13 protein-coding genes are annotated in these 19778 nt (G+C 61.7%); 12 read left to right on the top strand and 1 reads right to left on the bottom strand.

Going from position 1 to position 19778, the window contains the following annotated elements:
* The first annotated feature begins 4 nt into the window (after positions 1–4).
* The 10 genes from J2Y49_RS27235 to traN all read left to right on the top strand — a co-directional run bounded on the left by J2Y49_RS27235 (position 5) and on the right by traN (position 16329).
* Complete coding sequence (locus tag J2Y49_RS27235) at positions 5–1612, top strand: thrombospondin type-1 domain-containing protein (protein ID WP_149226229.1); 1608 nt, start codon at positions 5–7, stop codon at positions 1610–1612.
* Between the two features lie 445 nt (positions 1613–2057).
* Positions 2058–5636, top strand: coding sequence for a hypothetical protein (locus tag J2Y49_RS27230; protein ID WP_310118532.1), 3579 nt, complete (start codon positions 2058–2060; stop codon positions 5634–5636).
* Between the two features lie 204 nt (positions 5637–5840).
* Entirely contained in the window at positions 5841–6566 is a 726-nt protein-coding gene (locus J2Y49_RS27225; RefSeq protein WP_149226233.1) for a DsbC family protein, read from the top strand.
* On the top strand, positions 6566–9016 hold the full coding sequence (gene traC, locus J2Y49_RS27220; protein WP_149226235.1) for a type IV secretion system protein TraC: 2451 nt from the start codon (positions 6566–6568) through the stop codon (positions 9014–9016). The genes J2Y49_RS27225 and traC overlap by 1 nt, the downstream gene beginning before the upstream one ends.
* Positions 8988–9458 carry a hypothetical protein gene (locus J2Y49_RS27215; RefSeq protein WP_149226237.1) on the top strand — a complete coding sequence of 157 codons (471 nt, stop codon included), beginning with the start codon at positions 8988–8990 and terminating at the stop codon, positions 9456–9458. Before traC ends, J2Y49_RS27215 begins: the two co-directional genes overlap by 29 nt.
* Positions 9455–9973, top strand: coding sequence for a S26 family signal peptidase (locus J2Y49_RS27210; RefSeq protein ID WP_149226239.1), 519 nt, complete (start codon positions 9455–9457; stop codon positions 9971–9973). The genes J2Y49_RS27215 and J2Y49_RS27210 overlap by 4 nt, the downstream gene beginning before the upstream one ends.
* Before the next feature lie 891 nt (positions 9974–10864).
* The gene (locus J2Y49_RS27205) at positions 10865–11113 is read left to right on the top strand and encodes a hypothetical protein (protein ID WP_149226241.1); all 249 of its coding nucleotides are present in this window, start codon (positions 10865–10867) and stop codon (positions 11111–11113) included.
* 72 nt (positions 11114–11185) lie between these two features.
* Entirely contained in the window at positions 11186–12316 is a 1131-nt protein-coding gene (locus tag J2Y49_RS27200) for a TrbC family F-type conjugative pilus assembly protein (RefSeq protein WP_149226243.1), read from the top strand.
* Positions 12316–13338, top strand: a complete 1023-nt coding sequence (locus J2Y49_RS27195; RefSeq protein ID WP_149226245.1) for a TraU family protein — start codon at positions 12316–12318, stop codon at positions 13336–13338. Before J2Y49_RS27200 ends, J2Y49_RS27195 begins: the two co-directional genes overlap by 1 nt.
* A gap of 297 nt (positions 13339–13635) precedes the next feature.
* A complete protein-coding gene (gene traN / locus J2Y49_RS27190; protein ID WP_149226247.1) occupies positions 13636–16329 on the top strand; it encodes a conjugal transfer mating pair stabilization protein TraN in 2694 nt (897 codons plus the stop codon).
* Positions 16330–17622: 1293 nt separating this feature from the next.
* On the opposite strand, the gene J2Y49_RS27185 is transcribed toward traN, so the two are convergent.
* Complete coding sequence (locus tag J2Y49_RS27185) at positions 17623–18537, bottom strand: AcaB family transcriptional regulator (protein ID WP_149226249.1); 915 nt, start codon at positions 18535–18537, stop codon at positions 17623–17625.
* A gap of 335 nt (positions 18538–18872) precedes the next feature.
* On the opposite strand from J2Y49_RS27185, the gene J2Y49_RS27180 reads away from it, so the two are divergent.
* Both J2Y49_RS27180 and J2Y49_RS27175 read left to right on the top strand, forming a co-directional pair.
* Positions 18873–19097: a hypothetical protein gene (locus J2Y49_RS27180; RefSeq protein ID WP_149226251.1), complete on the top strand. Its 225-nt coding sequence runs from the start codon at positions 18873–18875 to the stop codon at positions 19095–19097.
* Between the two features lie 85 nt (positions 19098–19182).
* Positions 19183–19728 (top strand): single-stranded DNA-binding protein, encoded by a 546-nt coding sequence (locus J2Y49_RS27175; protein WP_310118521.1) that lies wholly within the window; start codon positions 19183–19185, stop codon positions 19726–19728.
* Positions 19729–19778: the final 50 nt, after the last annotated feature.

The following is a 19778-nucleotide window of genomic DNA, read 5'->3' as shown; positions in this document are numbered from 1 at the left end:
GTCTATGAGAAAAGTCACCGCGGCCCTGCTGCTCTCGATCATCGCCATGCCGCTCGCTTCCTGGGCGCAGAGTGGCCCATCGCTTGAGCTGCGGGTGAAGAATGCAGGGGAGGCCACGGGGCCGGAGGGCGCGACGTATCCGAGCGTTGTCAGCCCCGCCGCGCCGCGGCCGGACGCGGTGGTAAGCGGCGGCGCTGTCACCATCACGGACTTTCGTGATCTGGTGCTCTCGGTCGATGGTGCGCCGGCGGCGGCGACAGGCGTGATGCTGCAGAATGGCGGGCGCAGCGCCGGGCGGGCCGAGGCGTTGGGTCTCTACATGGACAAGCCGCTCGCCGCCACGATCAGCGCCGGGGCGGAACACTTCACGATCACAGGCGACAACTGCTCCGGCGCCCTGCTCGGGCCGCCGGGCGATGCGGGAAGCACCTGCCAGGTGACAGTGCAGCCGCGCGCCAGCTGGTTCGGCCCATTGTCCGGGACACTGCGCCTGAGCACCGGCGGCTACACGATGGACGTGCCGCTGTCGGGCACGGCGCGGCATTTCGATCTGCCCAACCTGACGATCACGTCCATCGCGGGCGCACCCACATCGTTGAACGTCGCCGGGCAGACCCAAGGGGAATGGCGCGTGTCGACCCCGGCCACGTTCCGGATCACCAACACGTCCACCGAAGAGTCCACGGACATGCTCGTGGCTTTGTTCGGTGGAGACAATCCAGGCAGCTTCGAGTTCGTCAGCAACGCGTGCTCGGGACAGTCTCTTGGGGCAGGCGCGTCCTGCGATGTCACGGTCCGAGCACGCGCCGATCGCAATGGCAGCTATGCCGGCACGCTCCTGCTCGCGAACCACAACCAGCCCAGTGTTGCGCTCGCAGGGACAGCTACGGGCTTTCTGCCCGTTGCCTGGAAGACCGCTGCATGGGGAGCCTGTGAAAACGCCTGCGGCACGTCCAGCCGCTCACGGTCGGTATGGTGTGAGCGCTCTGATGGCGTAGCCGTTGCCGACAGCTTCTGCGGCTCCGGGAAACCGCAAACGGTGGAAGCATGCACCAGCTACGCCACCTGCACCTACGCTTGGCGGAGCGGCAACTGGGGAGCCTGTGCCAATGCCTGCGGAGGCTCCAGCCAGAGCCGCTCGGTCTGGTGTGAGCGCTCAGACGGAACCTCGGTCGATGGCAGCAACTGCGGCTCGGCCAGCCGGCCAAACGACTCTCAGAGCTGCACCAACTATTCAGGCTGCTCGTACTCCTGGGTGGCGGACGGCTGGGGCGGTTGCTCTGCCTCGTGCGGCGGCGGCAGCCAGTCGCGCTCGGTTTGGTGCCGACGCTCCGACGGTGCGTCGGTCGATGGCGGCAACTGCGGCTGGGGCAGCCGGCCAAACGACTCTCAGAGCTGCAACACGCATGGGTGTTGTGTTGGAAATATGGGCCAGGCCTGCGCCCGGTATTGGTGCCAGTCCACCTATGGAGACTCCTGCGGTAATTGGATCGCCACGCCGTCTACGTGCGAGCAGTACCGCGGCGGATGGATAACGTCCTGCTCTGAAGGGAACAGCATCTGCTGTGGCGTTAATGATGGTCGGATCCAGTGCAATGGCAGCTGCCAATAAGCGCTGCCTAGCGGTGAACTCGCACACCGTCTACTGGGGGGACTGCGCCAACACCTGCGGCGCCCTCGACAGGCTGGCATCAACAACCTGCGCCGCGGCTGTGTCGGCTGCAACTGCTCTTGGGGTCGTGGGCCGAATGGCAAGGAGATTCGAAGCTGTGCAATCGTTGACTTCCGCGAACAGGGGGAACTGGCCTCAGTCCTGGCGACGGTGCATATCGCGGGCACGGTCTTGCGGCGCTCCTCTCCATGAACACGCCAACCGGCTGAGGTCCACAGCCCTCGCCGTTGTGACGACTATCGGCGCTGTTCTGCTGATCACCAGCGGCGTTGCAATGGCTGAGAGTTATGGCGGCACAGCGCCTCACATCGAGCATCGTGCGGGCGATGCCGCGTCGTTCAAAGTAATCGGACCGGGAACCAATGTAACTGGTGATCCTGTGATCTTGACCCTCGCCAACCGCGCCGAGGGCTACAAGATCATCACCGATAATCCTCTCCCGTCTTCCTGGGTGGGTGATTACAAGCTTTCTGCGACGACGAGAGATGGGAATGGGGCGTCGGCCACCCGGGAGTGGACGATCACATACGCGCCAGCCACCGTTCCCGTCGTGACAGCGGCCGCCAACGAAATCTGGATCCCAGGGGTTCAACACAGCTTCCGTAACGGCGCTCGTCTAAATCCGCTGACCACAGACGCCTGGAAACTCCCAAATGGGGTCACGCTTGGCGGCACGCACGAGATGCGCGTTTCAATGCACAAGGACTCAAATGTCTCGCTGGTGATTGCCGGCGTGAGGATAAATCCCGGCGATGTGGGTGTGCCGATCGGCTCCTATGATTTTTCCACCGCGTCGGGAAAGCTCTCGTTGCCTATGATGGCGGCGGACGACGGGCGGGAAGGGCAGGCTCGGCTCTGGATCACCACTGTCGCTCCGAACAGCCCTGGCGTTGATCTCCGGGTGAACACCTGGGTGCCGCATGTTGCCATGAAGGCTGAGTCCTGGTCCGTGCGTCAGGCATTTGACATGGCGAAGCTCAAGGTCGAGCCGGTCGCTGGAAACCGATGCGAACTGACGTCCAGCCGTTCGACCGCGCGATCCAGTGACGCACTGGCCGCGCCGAAGTGTCTCGTTGAGTGGGAACCACTGCCGACGGACCTCAAGCCCGTAACCGCGCTGACGCCCATGGCAGAGGGACGCATGTGGGTCCACGGAGCGTACGACGTCGGCTACAAGATCAGCTTGGTCGATCCCAACGATGTGCAGGTGCGCGTAGCGTCGGGTACGGCGACGCTCACTGTTACGCCCATCGGCAATCTTCTCGCCTACCAGCCGCAGCGTTCGTCAGATCGCGCCTACCGGCTGGTCCAGCCCTTGGACGTGATGTTGAAGCAGTCAGCGGGACCGGCCTGCGACACGTATTGGAGTTATGAGGGGGCAGAGTATCGGTCCTCCGATGCGGTGGTGCGCTGTGCACTGACATGGACGGCGTTGCCCAACACGCTGTCCCAGGATCAGTATTGGGTGCGCCCCTACTTGAAGGGGGCACTGGAGCAGGCCGGCACTCAGGAGGTGCGGCGGAAGGTCGATGTCATCACCCCGCTGGGCTCCAAGATCCCGGCTGGAGAAGGATCGTTTGCGTATAACGTGATTGAGCCCCCGGTGCCGGCAATCACGGAGGACATGCTGACCGTTCTAAAAGACGGTCTCTACGCGGTCTCGCGTGACGGCGGCTACGCCGGCAACTCCGTGATCAAAGGAGCTAACGCAGTCTACCGTGTCTCGGTCGTGCGCGGAGGCGAGGTGATCGAGGATGGTGAGTTCGATGCCTCCCCCTGGGGAGAGACGAGGGAGATACAGCGGCGCCTGAACGCGGTAGAGGCGGAGCTGTGGAGCCGCACACCCTGGACCGTGAAGGCCCGCTACTCCCAGATGCCCGATAACAAGTCCGAGCGTACGTTCGAACTGCTCGCTGTTCCTAATGCCAACATCAAGCCCGTCGTTACGGTGCCGACAACGTTCATGTTGGACACCCAGGACCTGCCGGTCGCGGTGGGCATTCGGGACGTCTACAAACAGGAGGCGGGCTACAATGCCGAGACGATGGGCGTGTGGGAGGTCCGCCTCGTCAAGTACATCGATTATCAGACGACCGAGCCGCTGACCGAATTCGTCTCGGCGGACAACGGCGACGTTTCGTTCACGCTGCCGGAGGGCACCTTCGACACCGGCTACGTCCGCCTCACGGCTGAGGCGCGCGTCAAGTCGCCGGTTCCGGAATACTCGCGCACCGAATTTGCGATCCGGCCGCTGAACCTCACCGTCGTCAAGGGCGGTGCGATCGGCGCCGGCCTGACGGCACGCCGGATCACCGGTGAAGCACCGCTCACTTCCATCTTTAGTCTTGCCCTCGATCACCGCCTGGATGCTACTGCCCTGGGCACCGTGACCTGGCAGGTGAGCGCTGATGGTGGATCGACGTGGAGCGTTGTTCCCCCAATGCGGAACAACAAAATGCGCCTGTCGTACACGTTCCCGAAAGGTGAGTACGATGTGCGTGCGGTCCTCCAGAACAAGTTCTCCGGTGCGGAACACACGACAGACCCGATCCATGTCATCGCTTACGACGTGCCGCAGGGCAAGTTGGACGGCCCCGAGCACGTTTTCCTCGGCGGCAATGGTCATTACAAGCTGCTGCTCACGCACAAGGGCGAGCCGGTAACCGACGAGCAAGTCTCGGTCGAGTGGTCGCTGGATGCCGGGAAATCCTTCACCCCCGGCAAGCTGGAATTCAACGTCACCCGCAACGAGCCGGAGCGCATGGTTCTGGTCGCCCGCGCCCGTATGCTGGACGCGCCTGCCGACGACCCGTTTGCGTGGCGTGAACTGCGGCGGCGCGTCAACTTCGTGCCGGTTCGTCCGCCGATGATCCGCATCGTTGGCCCGGCGCGTGTCGAGTACCCGCAGACCGGCACGTTCCGCGGCGTGATGGGCCTGCCCTACCGGAACATGGATGTGGAACTGCGTGGGTGGTGGACACTTCCCGACGGGACTCGTGTCGATGGGCCGCTGCTGACCTGGGGGCCTACGTCGGAGAACCTGGCAGCTGACACGGTGACGCTCACCTACCACGCTGAGATTGTCGGATTCGACGGTACCTTGGGCAGCGAAGACAAGCGCGTGCGTGTCTGGGAGTACGTCTGGCCGGAGTTCAGCCTGGAGCCGACCAGAAGCTCACAGTATGCGCCGGCGGATGTGACGGTGCGCCTGCGCCAGATCGGACGGCCGATGCAGCTGGACAACCCGACTTACAGCTGGACGCTACCGCCGGCCGCCACATTGCTCGAAGACGCCAACCAGACGATGCGAGTTGTCCGAACCGAGACGCCGGGGGCCTATCCGTTCTCTGCGTCCGTTTCCGACGCTCGCGGCAATTCGTCGACGGTGACCACGACGGTGAACATGCTTGCCGCTCCGAACTACAACATGACGCTCGCAGTGTCTCCGTCCAACCCATACTACAGAGCCCCTCTGGACCTAACGTTGAAGCCATCGATTACGGGGGGCCATCCAAGTGACCGGATCACATCGCTCGCCTACTATCTGAACGGCGCGCCGACCGGGCCTGCCGGGTCCTATTCGAAGATGAGCCTGGGCGAGGGTACGCACACGGTGGAGGCGCGAGCGAAGACGCTGATGGGATGGAGCTTTGGGGCCACGCAGACCGTCACCGTAGTGGCCAACACACCGCCTCGCTGCACCGCCACCATGCGGGAGTGGACGAGTGGCTGGATTTACTATGCCGATTGCCGCGACGACGACGGACGCATCGTAGGGTACCGCTGGACGCTCGATGGCGAGCCGGTTTCCTTCAACTCCAACCGGATCTCGGTATCAAAGCTGTCTCGCAGCGATACCCCGCTTGTGACGCTGAGGGGGGTTGATGACTCCGGAGCGGAATCACCGGAGGTGACTGCTGGGGCCGAGGTCGAACCGCCGGAAGTCCCGCCGACAACTCCTTAGCTCCCCCCAAGCGGTAAGGATGCGAGGCAAAGCTCCGGCTTAGGACGCCAGGCTTTTCCGCCTCTCGCGCAATCATCTGCGCATGTTGTCAAGGATGGTCACGCCGTCGAAAGACGCTGGTTTTAGACGTCTTTCGACGGCGCGAAGAAACAGCCGAAATGAGTAGCCTCCAAGCCAGAAGTTTCCTGCACTTGGAGGACTACCGTGCGCTTCGCACTCGGACTTTCGGTCGCATTTCTGGCCCTGTCCTGCAGCTTGGGACCGGCCTCGGCCGAGACCGAGGCCCAGCTCAATCGCAACGCCCTGACGGCCGGAATCACGGCAATGGAAAAGCTCCCCTCCGGCGGCTTTACCGCCGTTGAGGGCGAGGGCTTTCCTGGGATGGCGTTCATCTCCGACAATGGCCGCTATGTGGTGCGCGGAGAGCTTTACGACACTTGGACTGGAAAGCGGGTGAGCAGCCTGGCCGACCTCCGCGACAACGCGAGCCGCGTCCAGCTCTCCAAGCTGGGTGTGACGCCGGCTGAGTTGGGCGCATTCCGCTACGGCTCCGGTGCGAAGGAAGTGACGATCTTCGTCGACCCCAAGTGCCCCTACTGCCACGGCGTTTTGCAGCAAATGCCCGCGCTGGCAGGCAAGTACACGTTCCAGGTCATCGTCGTCCCCGTTCTCGGCCAGGAAAGCGAGCGGCTGACGCGCATGGTGTCCTGCGCGACCGACCCTGCTGCGGCGCTTGCGGCGCTGATGGCCGGTCCGATACGCGACAGCCTGCCGCAGAACGAAAACTGCAACCTGCTGCCCATCCAGAAGCGACTGGTGACGGCGCAGCTTGTCGGTGTGAAGGGTGTTCCCTTCATGATCGCGCCGGACGGCCGCACCAAGGGTGGGCTTCCCCAGGACCTCGACAGCTGGCTGGAGGGCCGCATCTAATGCCCCTGAACCAACGCTACAAGGCCGATCGGTGCGGCGAGCTGCTGATGCCGCTCGCCTACGAGCCTGATAGCGAGATCTTCTACTGCGCAGACCAGACCATCGGCTTTGGGTTCATGTGCCGACCGCTCACCTCTGGTGATCCTAAGGCGGCCGAACGCCTCAACGTGATGCTAAAGGATGCGTGGCCGACGGACACCATCCTCCAGTTCATTCTGCTCGGTTCGCAGAACATTCAACCGCCCCTGTTCCACATGCGCCAACTCCGGGCCGGGCAGGAAGACCCGCTGCTGCTGGAGACGGTCGAGCAACGCGCGAAGTTCCTGACGGCCGGCGTCAATGACCCTGTGGAGAAGCGCAGCGGGCTGCGTGTTCGTGACATCCAGCTTCTCGTCACGGTCAAACTCCCGCTGTCCGGCCATGAACCCACCCAGGCCGAGCTGGACCGGGCCAGCGAGCAGAAGGTGACGGTGCAGAAGAGCCTTGAGTCGGTGGGCCTCTCGCCGATCCCCCTTACGTCGCAAGCATGGCTGGACGTGATGGTGCCGCTCATCAACCAGGGCAAGGATGCCTCCTGGCGCCTGGATGGGACGAGCGAAATCGAAACCGACAAGCTGCTGCGGGATCAGGTGTTCGACTATCAGACCGACCTGAAGGTGAGCGCGAAAGGGCTGTCGCTGGGCGAAACCCGCGTCCGCACGCTGTCGATCAAGCGCTTTCCGCAGCGCATCTATTTCGGGCAGGCAGCCAACTTCATCGGTGACATGTGGGAGGGGATTCGTGGCATTCGCGTTCCCTTCATGATCAGCGCCAGCCTTCATTATCCGGACCCGCAGAAAGCCAAGGCGGGCCTTTCAACGAAGCGTCAATGGGCGACCAATCAAGCCATTGGCCGCATGCGCATCTTCGTGCCGAAGCTGGCGCACAGGAAGGACGATTTTGACGTCCTGTTCGAGGCGCTGGACGACGGTGACCGGACCTGCCGCCTCAGCCTGTCCATGACCCTGTTTGCTGACGATGACGATGCCGCCACAGGCGCTGTGTCGAGCGCTCAGGCCTATTGGGGCGAGATGGGCTACAACCTGCTGCCCGACAAGTTCTTCTGCCTCCCGATCTTTCTGAACGCTCTGCCGTTCGGTGCGGAGAAGAAGGCAATCAAAGAGCTGTTCCGCTACAAAACCATGGCCACGCGTCAGGCCGTTCCGCTTTTGCCGGTGTTCGGTGATTGGCGAGGCACGGGCACGCCGGTTCTCAATCTCATCAGCCGCAACGGCCAGCTGATGTCACTGTCCTTGTACGACAGCACATCGAACTACAACACGACCATTGCGGCGCAGAGTGGCTCCGGTAAGTCGTTTCTGACTAACGAGCTAATCTCGTCAACGCTATCGATGGGCGGGCGCGTATGGGTGATTGACGTTGGCCGATCCTATGAGAAATTGTGCGAACTGCTTGATGGTGACTTCATACACTTCGGCAAAGGCACCTCAATCTGCTTGAATCCTTTCGAGCTGATTCAAGCGATCGAAGATGGCGAGGACTTCGAGGATCAGGAGGATGTTCTCGTTGGTCTTCTCGCCGCAATGGCTGCTCCGACCGAAGGCCTCAGTGATCTGCAGACCCAGGAAATGAAACGGGCGCTGCACGAAACATGGGAGGCTAAAGGGAACCAGATGGTCGTGGATGACATGATCGAGTGGTTCCTGCGAGAAGGAGAGGCACGCGAAGACAATCGCATCAGCGATCTCGGGCATCAGCTTTACAGCTTCTCTAGAAGCGGACAGTACGGAAAATACTTCAACGGTAAGAACAACGTCGCGTTCAACAACCGGTTTACCGTGCTGGAACTCGAAGAGTTGAAGGGGCGCAAGCACCTCCAGCAGGTCGTCCTTCTGCAGCTGATTTACCAGATCCAGCAGGAAATGTACCTCGGCGAACGCGACCGTCCGAAGCTCGTGATTATCGACGAGGCATGGGACCTGCTTATGCAGGGTGACGTTGCCAAGTTCATTGAGCATGGCTACCGGCGTTTCCGGAAATACGGCGGCGCGGCCGTGACCATCACGCAAGGTGTCGGCGACCTCTACGCAGCGCCGACCGGTCGGGCAATCGTCGAGAACAGCGCGAACATGTACCTGCTGGGTCAGAAGCCCGAAGCGATCGACGCGCTGAAGAAGGAGAGCCGGTTGCCGCTCACCGAGGGCGGTTATGAGCTGCTGAAAACCGTCCACACAGTCCCGGGCGAGTACTCGGAGATCTTTGCCATCACGTCGTACGGCTGCGGCATTGGGCGGCTCATCGTCGATCCGTTCCGCCAGCTGATCTACTCGACAAAGGCCGAGGAGGTGAACGCCATTAAGCGCCTGAGCGCGCAGGGTGTTTCGGTTCGGGATGCAGTTTACATGCTCATCGAGGAGAGAAATGGTGCAAACCGCCGTTCCGCCGCCTGACGCACAGGCTGCCTCCAGCACCGGACCTGACGGTGTGCCCTCTCCGGCTCCAGCGGCGCGCCAGAATGCGGGCCGCAAGCCGGACATTCTCGACGGCATGCTCCGCTTCGTGCTCACCGTGGTGGTGAGTGTCGGTGTCGCCTACCTCGGGATGGGGCATCGGGTGGCACTGCTGGAAGCGGAGATCGCAGCCCGTCCTCCCGTCATCGTCGTCGACTTCACGAAAATGGCAGCGGCGCTGCAGGGGCAACCGAACGACGTCATCGAGACAGCGATGGGTCGCGTCCGCGGTGATATTCGCCGGCTTCAGGAGGGTGGTTACATCGTTCTGGATGGCCAGTCGGTGCTTGCCGCCCCGGACGAGGCCATGATGATGCCAGCCGGCGCCAAGCCGGTGTCGCAGCCGGCACTGCAGCCCGGCAGCCAGGAGAAGAGGGAGTGACAGGCGCCGCCGCACGCCAGCGGGAGCCGTGGGGGCGCTTCGCCCTGAAAGCAGGAGCGCTGCTGGCGGCGCTCTACGCCGCCGGCGCCTATGTTACTGACCGCTATCGCATCGGGATCGACCCGCAAATCTCCCGGTGCCTGCCGGATACGCGGGTGGTGCTCATCGATCGCTGGGATCGGAGTGTGGAGCGTGGGCAGCTCGTCGCTTTCGCGGCGAGTGGGCTCGCGCCCTACTTCAAGAACGGCACCACGATGGTGAAGGTGATCGACGGTGTGTCCGGTGATCGCATCGCCGTCAATGAGGCTGCGGTAACTGTCAACGGAGCCAGGGTGGGCGAGGGGCTGGCCCTTGCCCGCACGCTCGGCCGGCCCGCAGGCGACTTCGTGCGCGACCTGGTGGTGTCGCCTGGATCGATTTGGGTGATGGGGCGGACCATCGACTCCTACGACAGCCGGTACTGGGGTGAATTACCAGCCGCTCAGATCATTGGACGAGCGTACCGCCTCTTCTGACTCGCTGCACAAACAGGTCCCTTATGCTCGCGTTTCTTCGGCGTCTTACCACAACGGCGGAGCCAGTGTTCGAAGGGCCTCTCGCCAGCGCTCCAAACCGGCCAAACACTGCTCTCCCCGCCGATCCGCCGGCGGACGCGCAGTATCGACCACACGGCTGTTCGGTGACGGTGTGTGTCCGTCCGATGACCAGCGCTGCCGTCGCTGACGACATCGCCGCCTGCTTGCCGGCGCCAGATGGCCTTCTGCTGCTCTTGGCCGATGGCGCTGGGCCTCGTGGGTGCCGCGCTCCCCGCGTCCTGTTTAGGGCGGTCCAAAGGGCGCTGGAAGCCATGGAGAGACCTCCGTCCGGAAATGATCTTGCTGCAATCCTTGTTGACGCTGACGCGGTCCTGCGCGGGTCGGATGCTGGCACCACGACAGCCATTCTCGGGTACTTGGGCGGCGGGCGGCTGACCTTTGTGAGGGTAGGGGACTCGGAAACGTGGTCGAGAGATGAGTACGGCCCGGTTGAGATTTCAGGGGGCGAGCGGAACCAGAGGGTAGGCGCCGGGATCACCGTTCCCGCTCCCACCGTGATTGGTGCGATCACCAATCCTATTGTGATCGGCTCGGATGGGCTCTGGCGCTACCTGTGGCCGGAGAACGCTTTGGCGCTCCTGAAGCTGTCACAGGGCCGGAGCCCTGCAGCTGCGCTCGCATCTGCGGTTCAGAGCCGATGGGGCCAGTTTACCGACGATCTGTCGGTGATCGTCATCCTGCCAACATCATGGCGGGAACCTCCGAAAGGCGACGATTTCCAGCGTCTTTCAGCGGCGCGGATAGATCGCGGATAGCGGTAGTCTTGAGGGCCTTGGACGGGAACCCTTTCCCGATGCTCTCGAGAATCCGATGCTCGCAAAAACCATGACCTTGCTTGGCTTTGCCTTCACACTGGTCGGCTCCTTTGTCGTTGCCGCCATGGTCGTGGCTGGCCTGTTTTTTTGGGCCGACCTGATCTGGACGGGAACAGAGAGCACCGAATTTCCAATCGCCTTTGGGGCTGCGGCGCCGCCCGCCATCGTCGCCGTGATCGCCGCGGTTGGAGTTCTGGTTTATCTGGGACTGAGCGGCAGCACGCCTGCCAGCTTGCGCAAGTAGTGACCTGCTGGTGCCGCCGCCCCGCCTGACCGCGGCGGCCGTTTCAACATCCCCTCACATTTAGGACCGTCCATGCGCAGTTTCGCCCTGTTGCTCCTCGGCGCGACCATCCTGGCCACGCCAGCAGTCGCGAGCGACGATGAGATCCGAGCTATTGTGGAGCGGGCGCAGCGTATCAAGCAGCAGGCAGTCACCCAGCCACCACCGGCGTGGCTCTATGGCAAGGAAGCCGCCGAGCGACAGATGTCCATGCCTGACACTGGGCCTGTCGCGGGCCAACCTCCGCGTGACGAGGGGGTGCGGGTGAAAATCCTGGCATCCTGGGCGCTGGGAGACGCAGCGCTCAAGGAACTTTTCCAAAGCGTCGCCGGCCGCGACGACGTGCAGGTGGTCTTCAGGGGCGTTCTGCCAGGTGAGACATTTGGCCAGGGCGTCCGCCGGCTTCACGCAATGCTGCGGGACATGGACCCGCTGCCGAACGTGATCATCGATCCAACGGTCTTTCGTGAACTGTCCGTTACGGCGGCACCGGTGGTCGCGTACACGGAGGGTGCGAATGTGCTCGCCCATGCCACCGGCCTTAGCTCTCCGGAGTTCATCGTCGACAAGGTGAGGGCGGGCGCGACTGGTGATCTTGGCGTTCTCGGCCCCACAGTTGAGGTCGTAGAGCCCGATCTGATCGAGGTGTTGCAGGTGAAAGCCAAGGACTTCGATCTTGAGGGCTACAAGCGCCGAGCCCGAGATGAGTTCTGGAGCAAGGCCCGGTTCGACGAGCTGCCGGAGGCAACGGAACGGCGGGTGCGCTCTATAGATCCGACCGTCGTGGTCACCAAGCCAATCACCGATGCTCAGGGGCGCGTCCTCGTCGAAGCGGGACGCCGGATCAACCCGCTCGATAAGCTGCCCTTCACACAGCGGCTGGTCGTCTTCGACGCCCGCTCTCCTGGCCAAGTGGCAATAGCTGCCAAGCTCGCTGCCGAGGTGCAGGGCAGGCGGCGCGTCACGTTGGTCATGACGGCCATGGACCGGGAAGGTAGCTGGGAGGGCCTCGACAAGCTGGAGCAGCGTGTTGATAGCCCAGTCTATCTGCTGACCCCCGACATCAAATCCCGCTTCAGGTTAGAGCGCGTGCCGGCGCTGATCGAGTCCGATGGGCGCGCCTTCGTCGTCACCGAAATTCCTCCAGAGAAGGACAAGCCCTGATGCGCCGCCTTTTCGCCGCCGCCGCTCTGGCCCTTGGCCTCGTCGCAAGCCCCATGTCGTCTGCTTTAGCTGACCCGGCCTGCCAAAACTCTGAACTGTTCTCGGGAAAGCTCCTCACCGACATTTGCTGGAGCTGCATTTTCCCCATCAAGGTCTCAGGCATCCCCCTGGGCGGGGGAAACAGCCGAGTGCCGGAAGGGGCCACCAAAAAGGCGCTGTGCCTGTGCAACGACCGCGCGGGGCTGCCGAAGCCGGGCATGACCATTTCCATGTGGCAGCCGGCGCGAATTGTGGAGCTGGTGCGCAAGCCTGGATGCTCAATGGCGCTCGGGGGAATTACGCTGCCGATCTCCCGGCGCATGCAGGGCACAAAGGGCAACTCGGAACTCGACTATGGAGACAGTGCCTTCTATCACTATCACACATACGCGTTTCCGTTGCTCATCATGCTCGACCTGTTCGTCGACAACAATTGCGTCAGCGACGGTTTCTTCGACTTTGACCTCATGATGATTTCCGAGCTGGACCCGACCTGGAATAACTCGGAGTTGGCATTCTTCACGCAGCCCGAGGCCGCAGCCGTCGCCGATCCCATCACGCAGTCTGCGTGTGTGGCGGACGCTGCCGCCGCAACGGCTGGGCGGCCGATTACGAAGATGTTCTGGTGCGCTGGCGCCTGGAGCACATCAATCTATCCCTTCTCGGGATGGGACGAGGCACTGGGCTCCTTGGCGGAAAACACCAACCTCTTGGCCGCGCGGTCCATTGCGGCGGCTCATCGCCGCGGGCTCTCCTGGCGGACCATGGGGGATGACGCGCTGTGCGCCGGCCGTATCGATCCTATGTTCCCCAAGTCGCAGTATAGGTGGAGTATGTTCTTCCCGCTGCCAGAAGCAAGAAGTGATCATGTCACTGGGGAGTCCGATTGGCGTTGGGGGATGGGAAAACAGATCCCCGCCGTCGGTGAAGATACTATGTTTATTCTGTGGCGTTGGGTCGATTGTTGCTCATCGTTCATGTAAACTGCTGTTGAATTGCAGAACGGCGCGACACCGCTTTGTTACATGAAACGCGTTAGTTGCGACGCTCTTGCGTCCGCCGGGTGGGTGCAAAGCACCGCTGAGGTGACGCCCTCTAGCAGAATGCCATGAGGGGTTCCTGGACCCGAGAGAATGGCTTGACAGCGAGGGGGCGAAAGACGCGGAAAACACGCGTCTTTCAGCGGCGCGCAGGACGTTTGCGATAGGCGATAACTGGAGGCGGAAAACTCTGTGGCGTTTCGCCGCGTCCGCCTCGTTCTTCGTCCGCGTGAGACCCCCATGAAACTGCTACGCACGTCTTGGCTCGCCCAGCCGATCGCGGCCATTGTCGTCTCGGCGCTGGTGACAGTGCAGACTGGCGCGATCGCCCTGGCCGCAGATCCCATCGCCACCGGCGCCGCCGCCGGCCGGGCAGTAGGTGGTTCCATCCCGAACGTGAATGACCTCTTCTCGGCTCAACAGGATGGTCAGGTCACTCTGTGGCCGAACTCGTCGAAGCCGCTCTCGCTCTCCTCTGGCGATATGTTCCCTGGTTCGAACGGCCAGAACGCCGACACCACCCAGGCGCTCTACGGCAACGACAGCGCCATGATCAACGCTGGCACGGATGCTCACAAGCGCCTGAAGACCGAGGGCAGCCGCACTGGCGACGCGTATCGAACCTTGGTGGGATCGTCCAACGTGACGAGGCCGAACCTCGACAACGATCCGCTCTGGGCTAAGTCCGATTTCACCTGGAACAACCTACCTGCTGATTTCGCCGACTGCTCGACAGATACAACCTTTAGCAAAGGGTCTTATTCAGTCCATGTGCCGGCGTACAAGACCTGCGAGAGGATTCAAGACACAACCAAGAAGTGCTCCATTATCCATGATTACCGTGTAGGTGTCCTTGAGCACACCGGTGGACCGGCCAATTTAGCTAGTTGCGGTCCCGGGTGTGTAGATATGTGGATTGGCACAGTCGGGGATAATTACTTATCCGGCAACTGTACAATCTTCGAAGAGTTTATTGAGGTGGATGTATTCAACCCTGATGCGGTGATTAGCGCTACGCTTGAGCACGCTAAGTGGGATGACTACATGCAAGTTTATCTTAGAAATACTAAGGTATGGCAAGGTCCAGACTGGCGCTTCGCTCCAGAGACGGAAGGGCCGTGTGAACTGCGTACAGAGTGGCAGGCTACGCCAAATCTCGATGTTACCTCGTTCTTCAAAGTGAGCGGGAAGCTAGAGATGCGCACGCGCGTGTCTGTAGGCGTCAAGGGAGAAGGTTACGCTAGAATTCGCATTGTCTATGACCCTGCAAAGATCCTTGCGAAGAGCGAGTATTATCCACCTGAATGCAAGACGGCGCTTCAAGGGGTGTCCGATGGCTTCTGTTCCGGGACTGTGACATGCACTGACATGCCCGTGACTGACGCTTCAGGGTGCGCAACTATAAACGGCATTCGCCTGTGCCCGACCGATTTCGCGAACTCGCCGATGCCTGCCGGAACGTCTCCGCTGTGCCGCCGCGCCTCAGTAGATGCCCAATGCAACTTTTACAAAGGACAGATGGATTGCTGGACCGACGCACAGGGGCAGCAGCAATGCCCGAAGACCAACGGGGAGAACCTCGAATCTTGTGCAGCGTTCGAGTCAAATCCGTCATGCGGTTTCATTAAGTCGAGCTGCCTTGAAGGGGCTTTGGGCGCCTCTGGGGTCTGCTATGTGCGTGAGGAGCAATGGGACTGCGGAAGCTCGGCGACAGTGCCGACCGTTACCCGCAACACGACGACGAGCTGCCCTGGACCTATCCGGTGCATGGGCACAGAGTGCGTGAACCCCCAGGCGGAACTGAGCAACGACTTTGCCCGTGCGGCAGCCACCTTGTCGGCTGCCCGCTTCATGGCAATGGATGCCGAATGCAAAGAAGACTCTAATGAGGAAAACAGAAGCTGCACGATATTTAAAGGAAAGGCCCAGACATGTAAGAAGGCGGTAGGCGGCATTGTCGATTGCTGCAAGGAAACCTCTACAGTATCTCTAGGCGATTATATCTCGTTGATTCTGGCGGTCGGCAAGCTAGACAGTGCTGTGTCCGCTTTGGACAAAAGCAATGCGCTGCGCGGTGCCTACGAGACGCTCACCGGGCCGATTGATAGCGCCTGGACTGAGATCAACAAGCCATTCGTTCAGGGCTGGGAGAACATATGGGGCGGAACGGAGAGCGTCGCATCGGACGCTGCGTCGAAGACGCTCATCGGTTCCATCCAACAGACCCTGTTGAACAAGGTGGGCGACTGGACTGCTCAGGTGTTCGGTGACGCGGCAGCCAACAGCCTCTTTTCGGTCGCAGAAACCGGAGGGTCAGCGTTCATTGGTGGGACTGCGCAGGGTCCTCTGCAGTTGGGCGGCGGCCAAGCGATTATCGGGTCGGTGCTCGGCTGGATCATGATTGCCTATACCGTCTACCAGATCGTGATGATCCTGATTCAGATTATCTGGGCATGCGAGAAGGAAGAGTTCGAGCTTAACGCGCAGAAGCAACTTAAGAACTGCCACCAAGTTGGCAGCTACTGCAACAGCAAGGTGCTGGGCGTCTGTATCGAGAAGAGGGAATCCTACTGCTGCTTCAACTCGCCGCTATCCCGGATCATCCAGGAACAGGCACGACCGCAGCTCGGCCTGTCCTGGGGCACTCCCAAGGAGCCAGACTGCCGCGGGATCACGACCGACGAAATCCAGCGGATCGACTGGTCGCAGATCAATCTTGACGAGTGGCTGGGGCTGCTGGCTCAAACTGGACACCTGCCCTCGGAATCGAGTGTGAACATTGACAACCTCACTGGTGCCGGGAGCAACTTCAATGTCGGAACTCGGGTGAACACCACCCAGCGCGCAACGGAACGAGTCGGTGGCATCGACGTCGACAAGGCACGCAAAGACGCAACAACCGAACTGAAAGCCAAGCCCTTGCCTGGAAACTAACCAGCTAGCGAGACCGCACAAACGTGTGGTCCGCCACACTGTGGGGCGCCGGCTTAGCGACCCCGCCCGAAGGGGGCAGCCAAAGCTAAGGAGCGGTAACGCTGCGCCTTGGTGACGTTGCCTCGGCACAACGCGTAACCATGGTTGCTAAAGATGATAGTGGCCGCTGGGCATGGTGAGCATGTGCCGACTGCGCGGCGGCTGAAGGAGGAGGGCCGGAGGGCCGGCAGGCAAGGGCGCAAGCCTGCGTGCTTTCCTGCGTGGAAAGGCGTCGGCCGGTCCCTCCGCCTGTTCACGGCCGTAGGTGCTGGCCGAGCCAGCCGGCACCGCCTAATGCTGCCTCAATGTGCCTTGTGGTGAACCGCGTCGTCTGAGCAACTACATGGCTCCCTCAACCGTCCAGACAACTAGCCGCCATACCGCAACGGCATTGTCCATGGCCGCACGTCCGAGCGGCCCGCGGTCCCATCAGAGAATTTAGCAACAACCTCGGATCTTCGGTCCCGCTCGTTCGTAACTGCCGAATGCGGGTCGGCAGACCAACATTCTTGCTAAAATAACAGATATCTGTTATCGGTCGTTAAGAGATATCTATTAATGCCTTTTAAGATATCTCATCAACTGGATGAAAGAGATATCGCCTTGACGAAATCAGACATATCCCCGAAAAGGCGGGGCATGGCCCGCCCCAAGAAGTACGTCGAGGACATGGTTGCCCGTTTCGCCGAAGGGACCTTCGAGCGGATCAAAAGCGTCCTCACAACTGGTGAGGATCGCGCTGACTTTGTGCGGGATGCTGTCGAAAAAGAACTGCGGCGCCGAGAGCGAAAGGGCCCCGCGCGAACTCCCGGCGCGGCCGACGCTTAGCCACCCACTGCCGCTTATCCTGCTGGCGGGGTGGACATCAGCTAGTGACTGAGACTGTGCGAGCGGCGGCCGTCCTTGCTCTTTAGAAGACGCCGCTCATCCCGATTTATCAGCCTGTCCGCAGGATGTCGTGCCCAGAAACCAGAAAGGCGTGGCCCGAAGACCACGCCTTCCCAAGGTGCATCATAAGAAGTGTGTTCCCCAACACACTGCCCTGCGAGAGGGCACCGGAACCTTATTGTGGCCCGGCCGTACGCGCAAGATCCAACTGTCTCAGAAGCCACGCCGCTTGGGTTTTGCCTTTCGCCGTCCACGCCGAACGGTGGGCCTGAGCATGAGCTAACGCCATGTCGCCGTAGCGCCATGAAAAGAGGGAGCCAACTGATCGGCTCCCTCTTCTCCGGTCGTCAGGTGGTAAGGGGGCAATCACTCGGCCGGCGCTGCCGCGATCTTCGCGGCAGAGACCACACCGGCGCCGGTCGGTTCTGTCGCCGCCACCGCTGCCATGGCGACGGCCACCGGAGCGGGACCCGATGCCACATCATCTTCGGATTGAGGGGCAGGTGCTTGGCCCTTGGAGGCGCGCTTTGTCTTGTTGCCACCTGCGTCGGTGTCCGACACCGTGGCCGTCTCCGTGTCGCCGACGACCTTGCTGACCTCCTCGCCCTTGTTCTTGCGAACGGCCGCGGCGCGAGCGCGACGCTCCAGAGCGATGACGTTGTTGCCGAGCCTCACCAGGCGACGCTGCCATTCCCACGTTGCCGTTGCTTTTTGCTTGCCATCCATGAGGCCGGCGAACCACAGGCCGTCGACCACCCGGATGAGCTTATCGTAGCCTTCCAGCAGGAGCACGAAGCGCATTGCTTGGGGCGAGCTGACCTCAAGGGGCTTGGAGATCGGCTTCGAGTACTCGGGCTCGAAATCGACCATATTCGACGACCGGACCTGTTCAAGCTGAGCGAGGGTAGCCCGGAGCGCTTCCTCCTCGACCTTCAGATGGTTGTTGATGATCTCGGAAACCGCTTCGGCTTCCTTGGAATCGCCGATGATGCGCAGCACGACCTCGGTGATGTACATCGAGGACATGGTGGTCGCGAGGATCCGGGATTCCACCTGCTGCGCCTGATGGGTCTTCAGCGCGAGTGTCTTGTGCAGGACCGGCGTGGAGTAATCGGCGTGGGTCCGCGGCGCGCGGGTGGACAAGCGGCCCTTCCCTGGCTGCCGGCGGGTACCGGCGGAACGCTGTGAAGCCTTTTCGTTCTGCGCGTCCTTCGAATTCCGGGCCGGACGGGACTGGGGCGACGCAACCGACTGTGCCGGCTGCTGGTCGGCGTTTTCCATGGTGATGAATACTCCGGGGAGTGGTGGACCTGTGCTCCACAGCCTAATCAACCAGAGGGCTATTCCGCGCCTTTGAAAGACGCGCAAAATCGGCGTCTTTCTGGCCTATCGCCGCCAGTGTCGGCACGGTACATTGGCTCCACTTAGCGCCGCTTGCTTGATGCAGCGATGCCAAAGTGCCCGGCTTCAGCTGGGGACCTAGTTGGGGTCCTAAAACAACCAGCATGTAGCTCGCCGGTTTGCCGCCGAGCGTGTTCCCACCAAGAGGGAGGCTTCTCCCTCCCCGCGTGGGGTCGGGACGCGCCTCCTTCATCCTCATGGAATGAGGGCGCATCATGTCCCTAAACCTCTGTGCTTTTGAGGGCGTCCAGTCCTCCGAGCTCAAACTTAGCCTGGCAGCCGACGTTTACGCCGGCTACCGAGCGGGTCGCTATCCATGGCGCACTGCCCACTCCGCTCTTCGGCGGCTGGCCGTGCCTTCGGATGCGATCAACACGGGGCTGCACACCGAAACCGTTCATGCGGTACCGGCGGTGATCCGCCCTTATCTCGAAGCCTGACCTTCCCCAACCAGCACGGACAAGTCTCCACCCTGGGCAAGGGAGGAGTTCCGTGCATCGCAACCTAAATAGGATGAGGTGCATCATGAACATCTGGCATTTCAATGGTCGTTTGGGCCGCGACGCCGAACTGCGCACTACGCAGGGCGGCGAAAAAGTCCTCAGCTTTGCCGTCGCCAATGATATTGGCTACGGAGAGAACAAGACGACACAGTGGGTCGACTGCTCGATCTGGGGGACCCGAGCTGAAAAACTCGCCACCCTCCTCAAGAAGGGCAGGGAAGTGTCCATTGCCGGCGAAGTCACGCTTCGTGAATTCGAGCGTCGCGACGGCAGCAAGGACAAGGCCCTCACAGTTCGCGTGAGCGAACTCGATCTGCACGGCGGTCAGAGTCAGGGTCGGCAATCCGACAACGGCGCTGGCAACGGTCGTAGCAACGGCTCAACCAATGGCGGGCGTCCCGCCGGCGAGCCCGGTCACCAGGGTGGTTCCGATCGCCAGGGTGCCGCCGGTCGTCCAGGTGGATCCGACCGCAAGAGCAGCCAGGATCGTTCTCGATCCCAAAGCTCGGCAAACCGCAGCCAAGGCAGTGCCGCTGGTGATGATGGATGGGATCAAATCCCGTTCTAATTTCGCTCGCGGTTTCAAGTTAAGGGGCGCGGCTTAGCGTCCCCAAGGGG

Source organism: Azospirillum sp. BE72, from assembly GCF_031455875.1.
Taxonomy (GTDB): Bacteria; Pseudomonadota; Alphaproteobacteria; order Azospirillales; family Azospirillaceae; genus Azospirillum.
Note: the sequence above shows the minus strand (reverse complement) of the source record. Positions and strands in the feature narration are given on the sequence as shown.

Bases quoted from the DNA above. Each gene is read 5' to 3' on its own strand.
- J2Y49_RS27235 (WP_149226229.1), top strand. From the start codon at position 5: ATGAGAAAAGTCACCGCGGCCCTGCTGCTCTCGATCATCGCCATGCCG.
- traC (WP_149226235.1), top strand. From the start codon at position 6,566: ATGCCCCTGAACCAACGCTACAAGGCCGATCGGTGCGGCGAGCTGCTG.
- J2Y49_RS27215 (WP_149226237.1), top strand. From the start codon at position 8,988: ATGGTGCAAACCGCCGTTCCGCCGCCTGACGCACAGGCTGCCTCCAGC.
- J2Y49_RS27205 (WP_149226241.1), top strand. From the start codon at position 10,865: ATGCTCGCAAAAACCATGACCTTGCTTGGCTTTGCCTTCACACTGGTC.
- J2Y49_RS27200 (WP_149226243.1), top strand. From the start codon at position 11,186: ATGCGCAGTTTCGCCCTGTTGCTCCTCGGCGCGACCATCCTGGCCACG.
- J2Y49_RS27195 (WP_149226245.1), top strand. From the start codon at position 12,316: ATGCGCCGCCTTTTCGCCGCCGCCGCTCTGGCCCTTGGCCTCGTCGCA.
- traN (WP_149226247.1), top strand. From the start codon at position 13,636: ATGAAACTGCTACGCACGTCTTGGCTCGCCCAGCCGATCGCGGCCATT.
- J2Y49_RS27185 (WP_149226249.1), bottom strand. From the start codon at position 18,537: ATGGAAAACGCCGACCAGCAGCCGGCACAGTCGGTTGCGTCGCCCCAG.
- J2Y49_RS27180 (WP_149226251.1), top strand. From the start codon at position 18,873: ATGTCCCTAAACCTCTGTGCTTTTGAGGGCGTCCAGTCCTCCGAGCTC.
- J2Y49_RS27175 (WP_310118521.1), top strand. From the start codon at position 19,183: ATGAACATCTGGCATTTCAATGGTCGTTTGGGCCGCGACGCCGAACTG.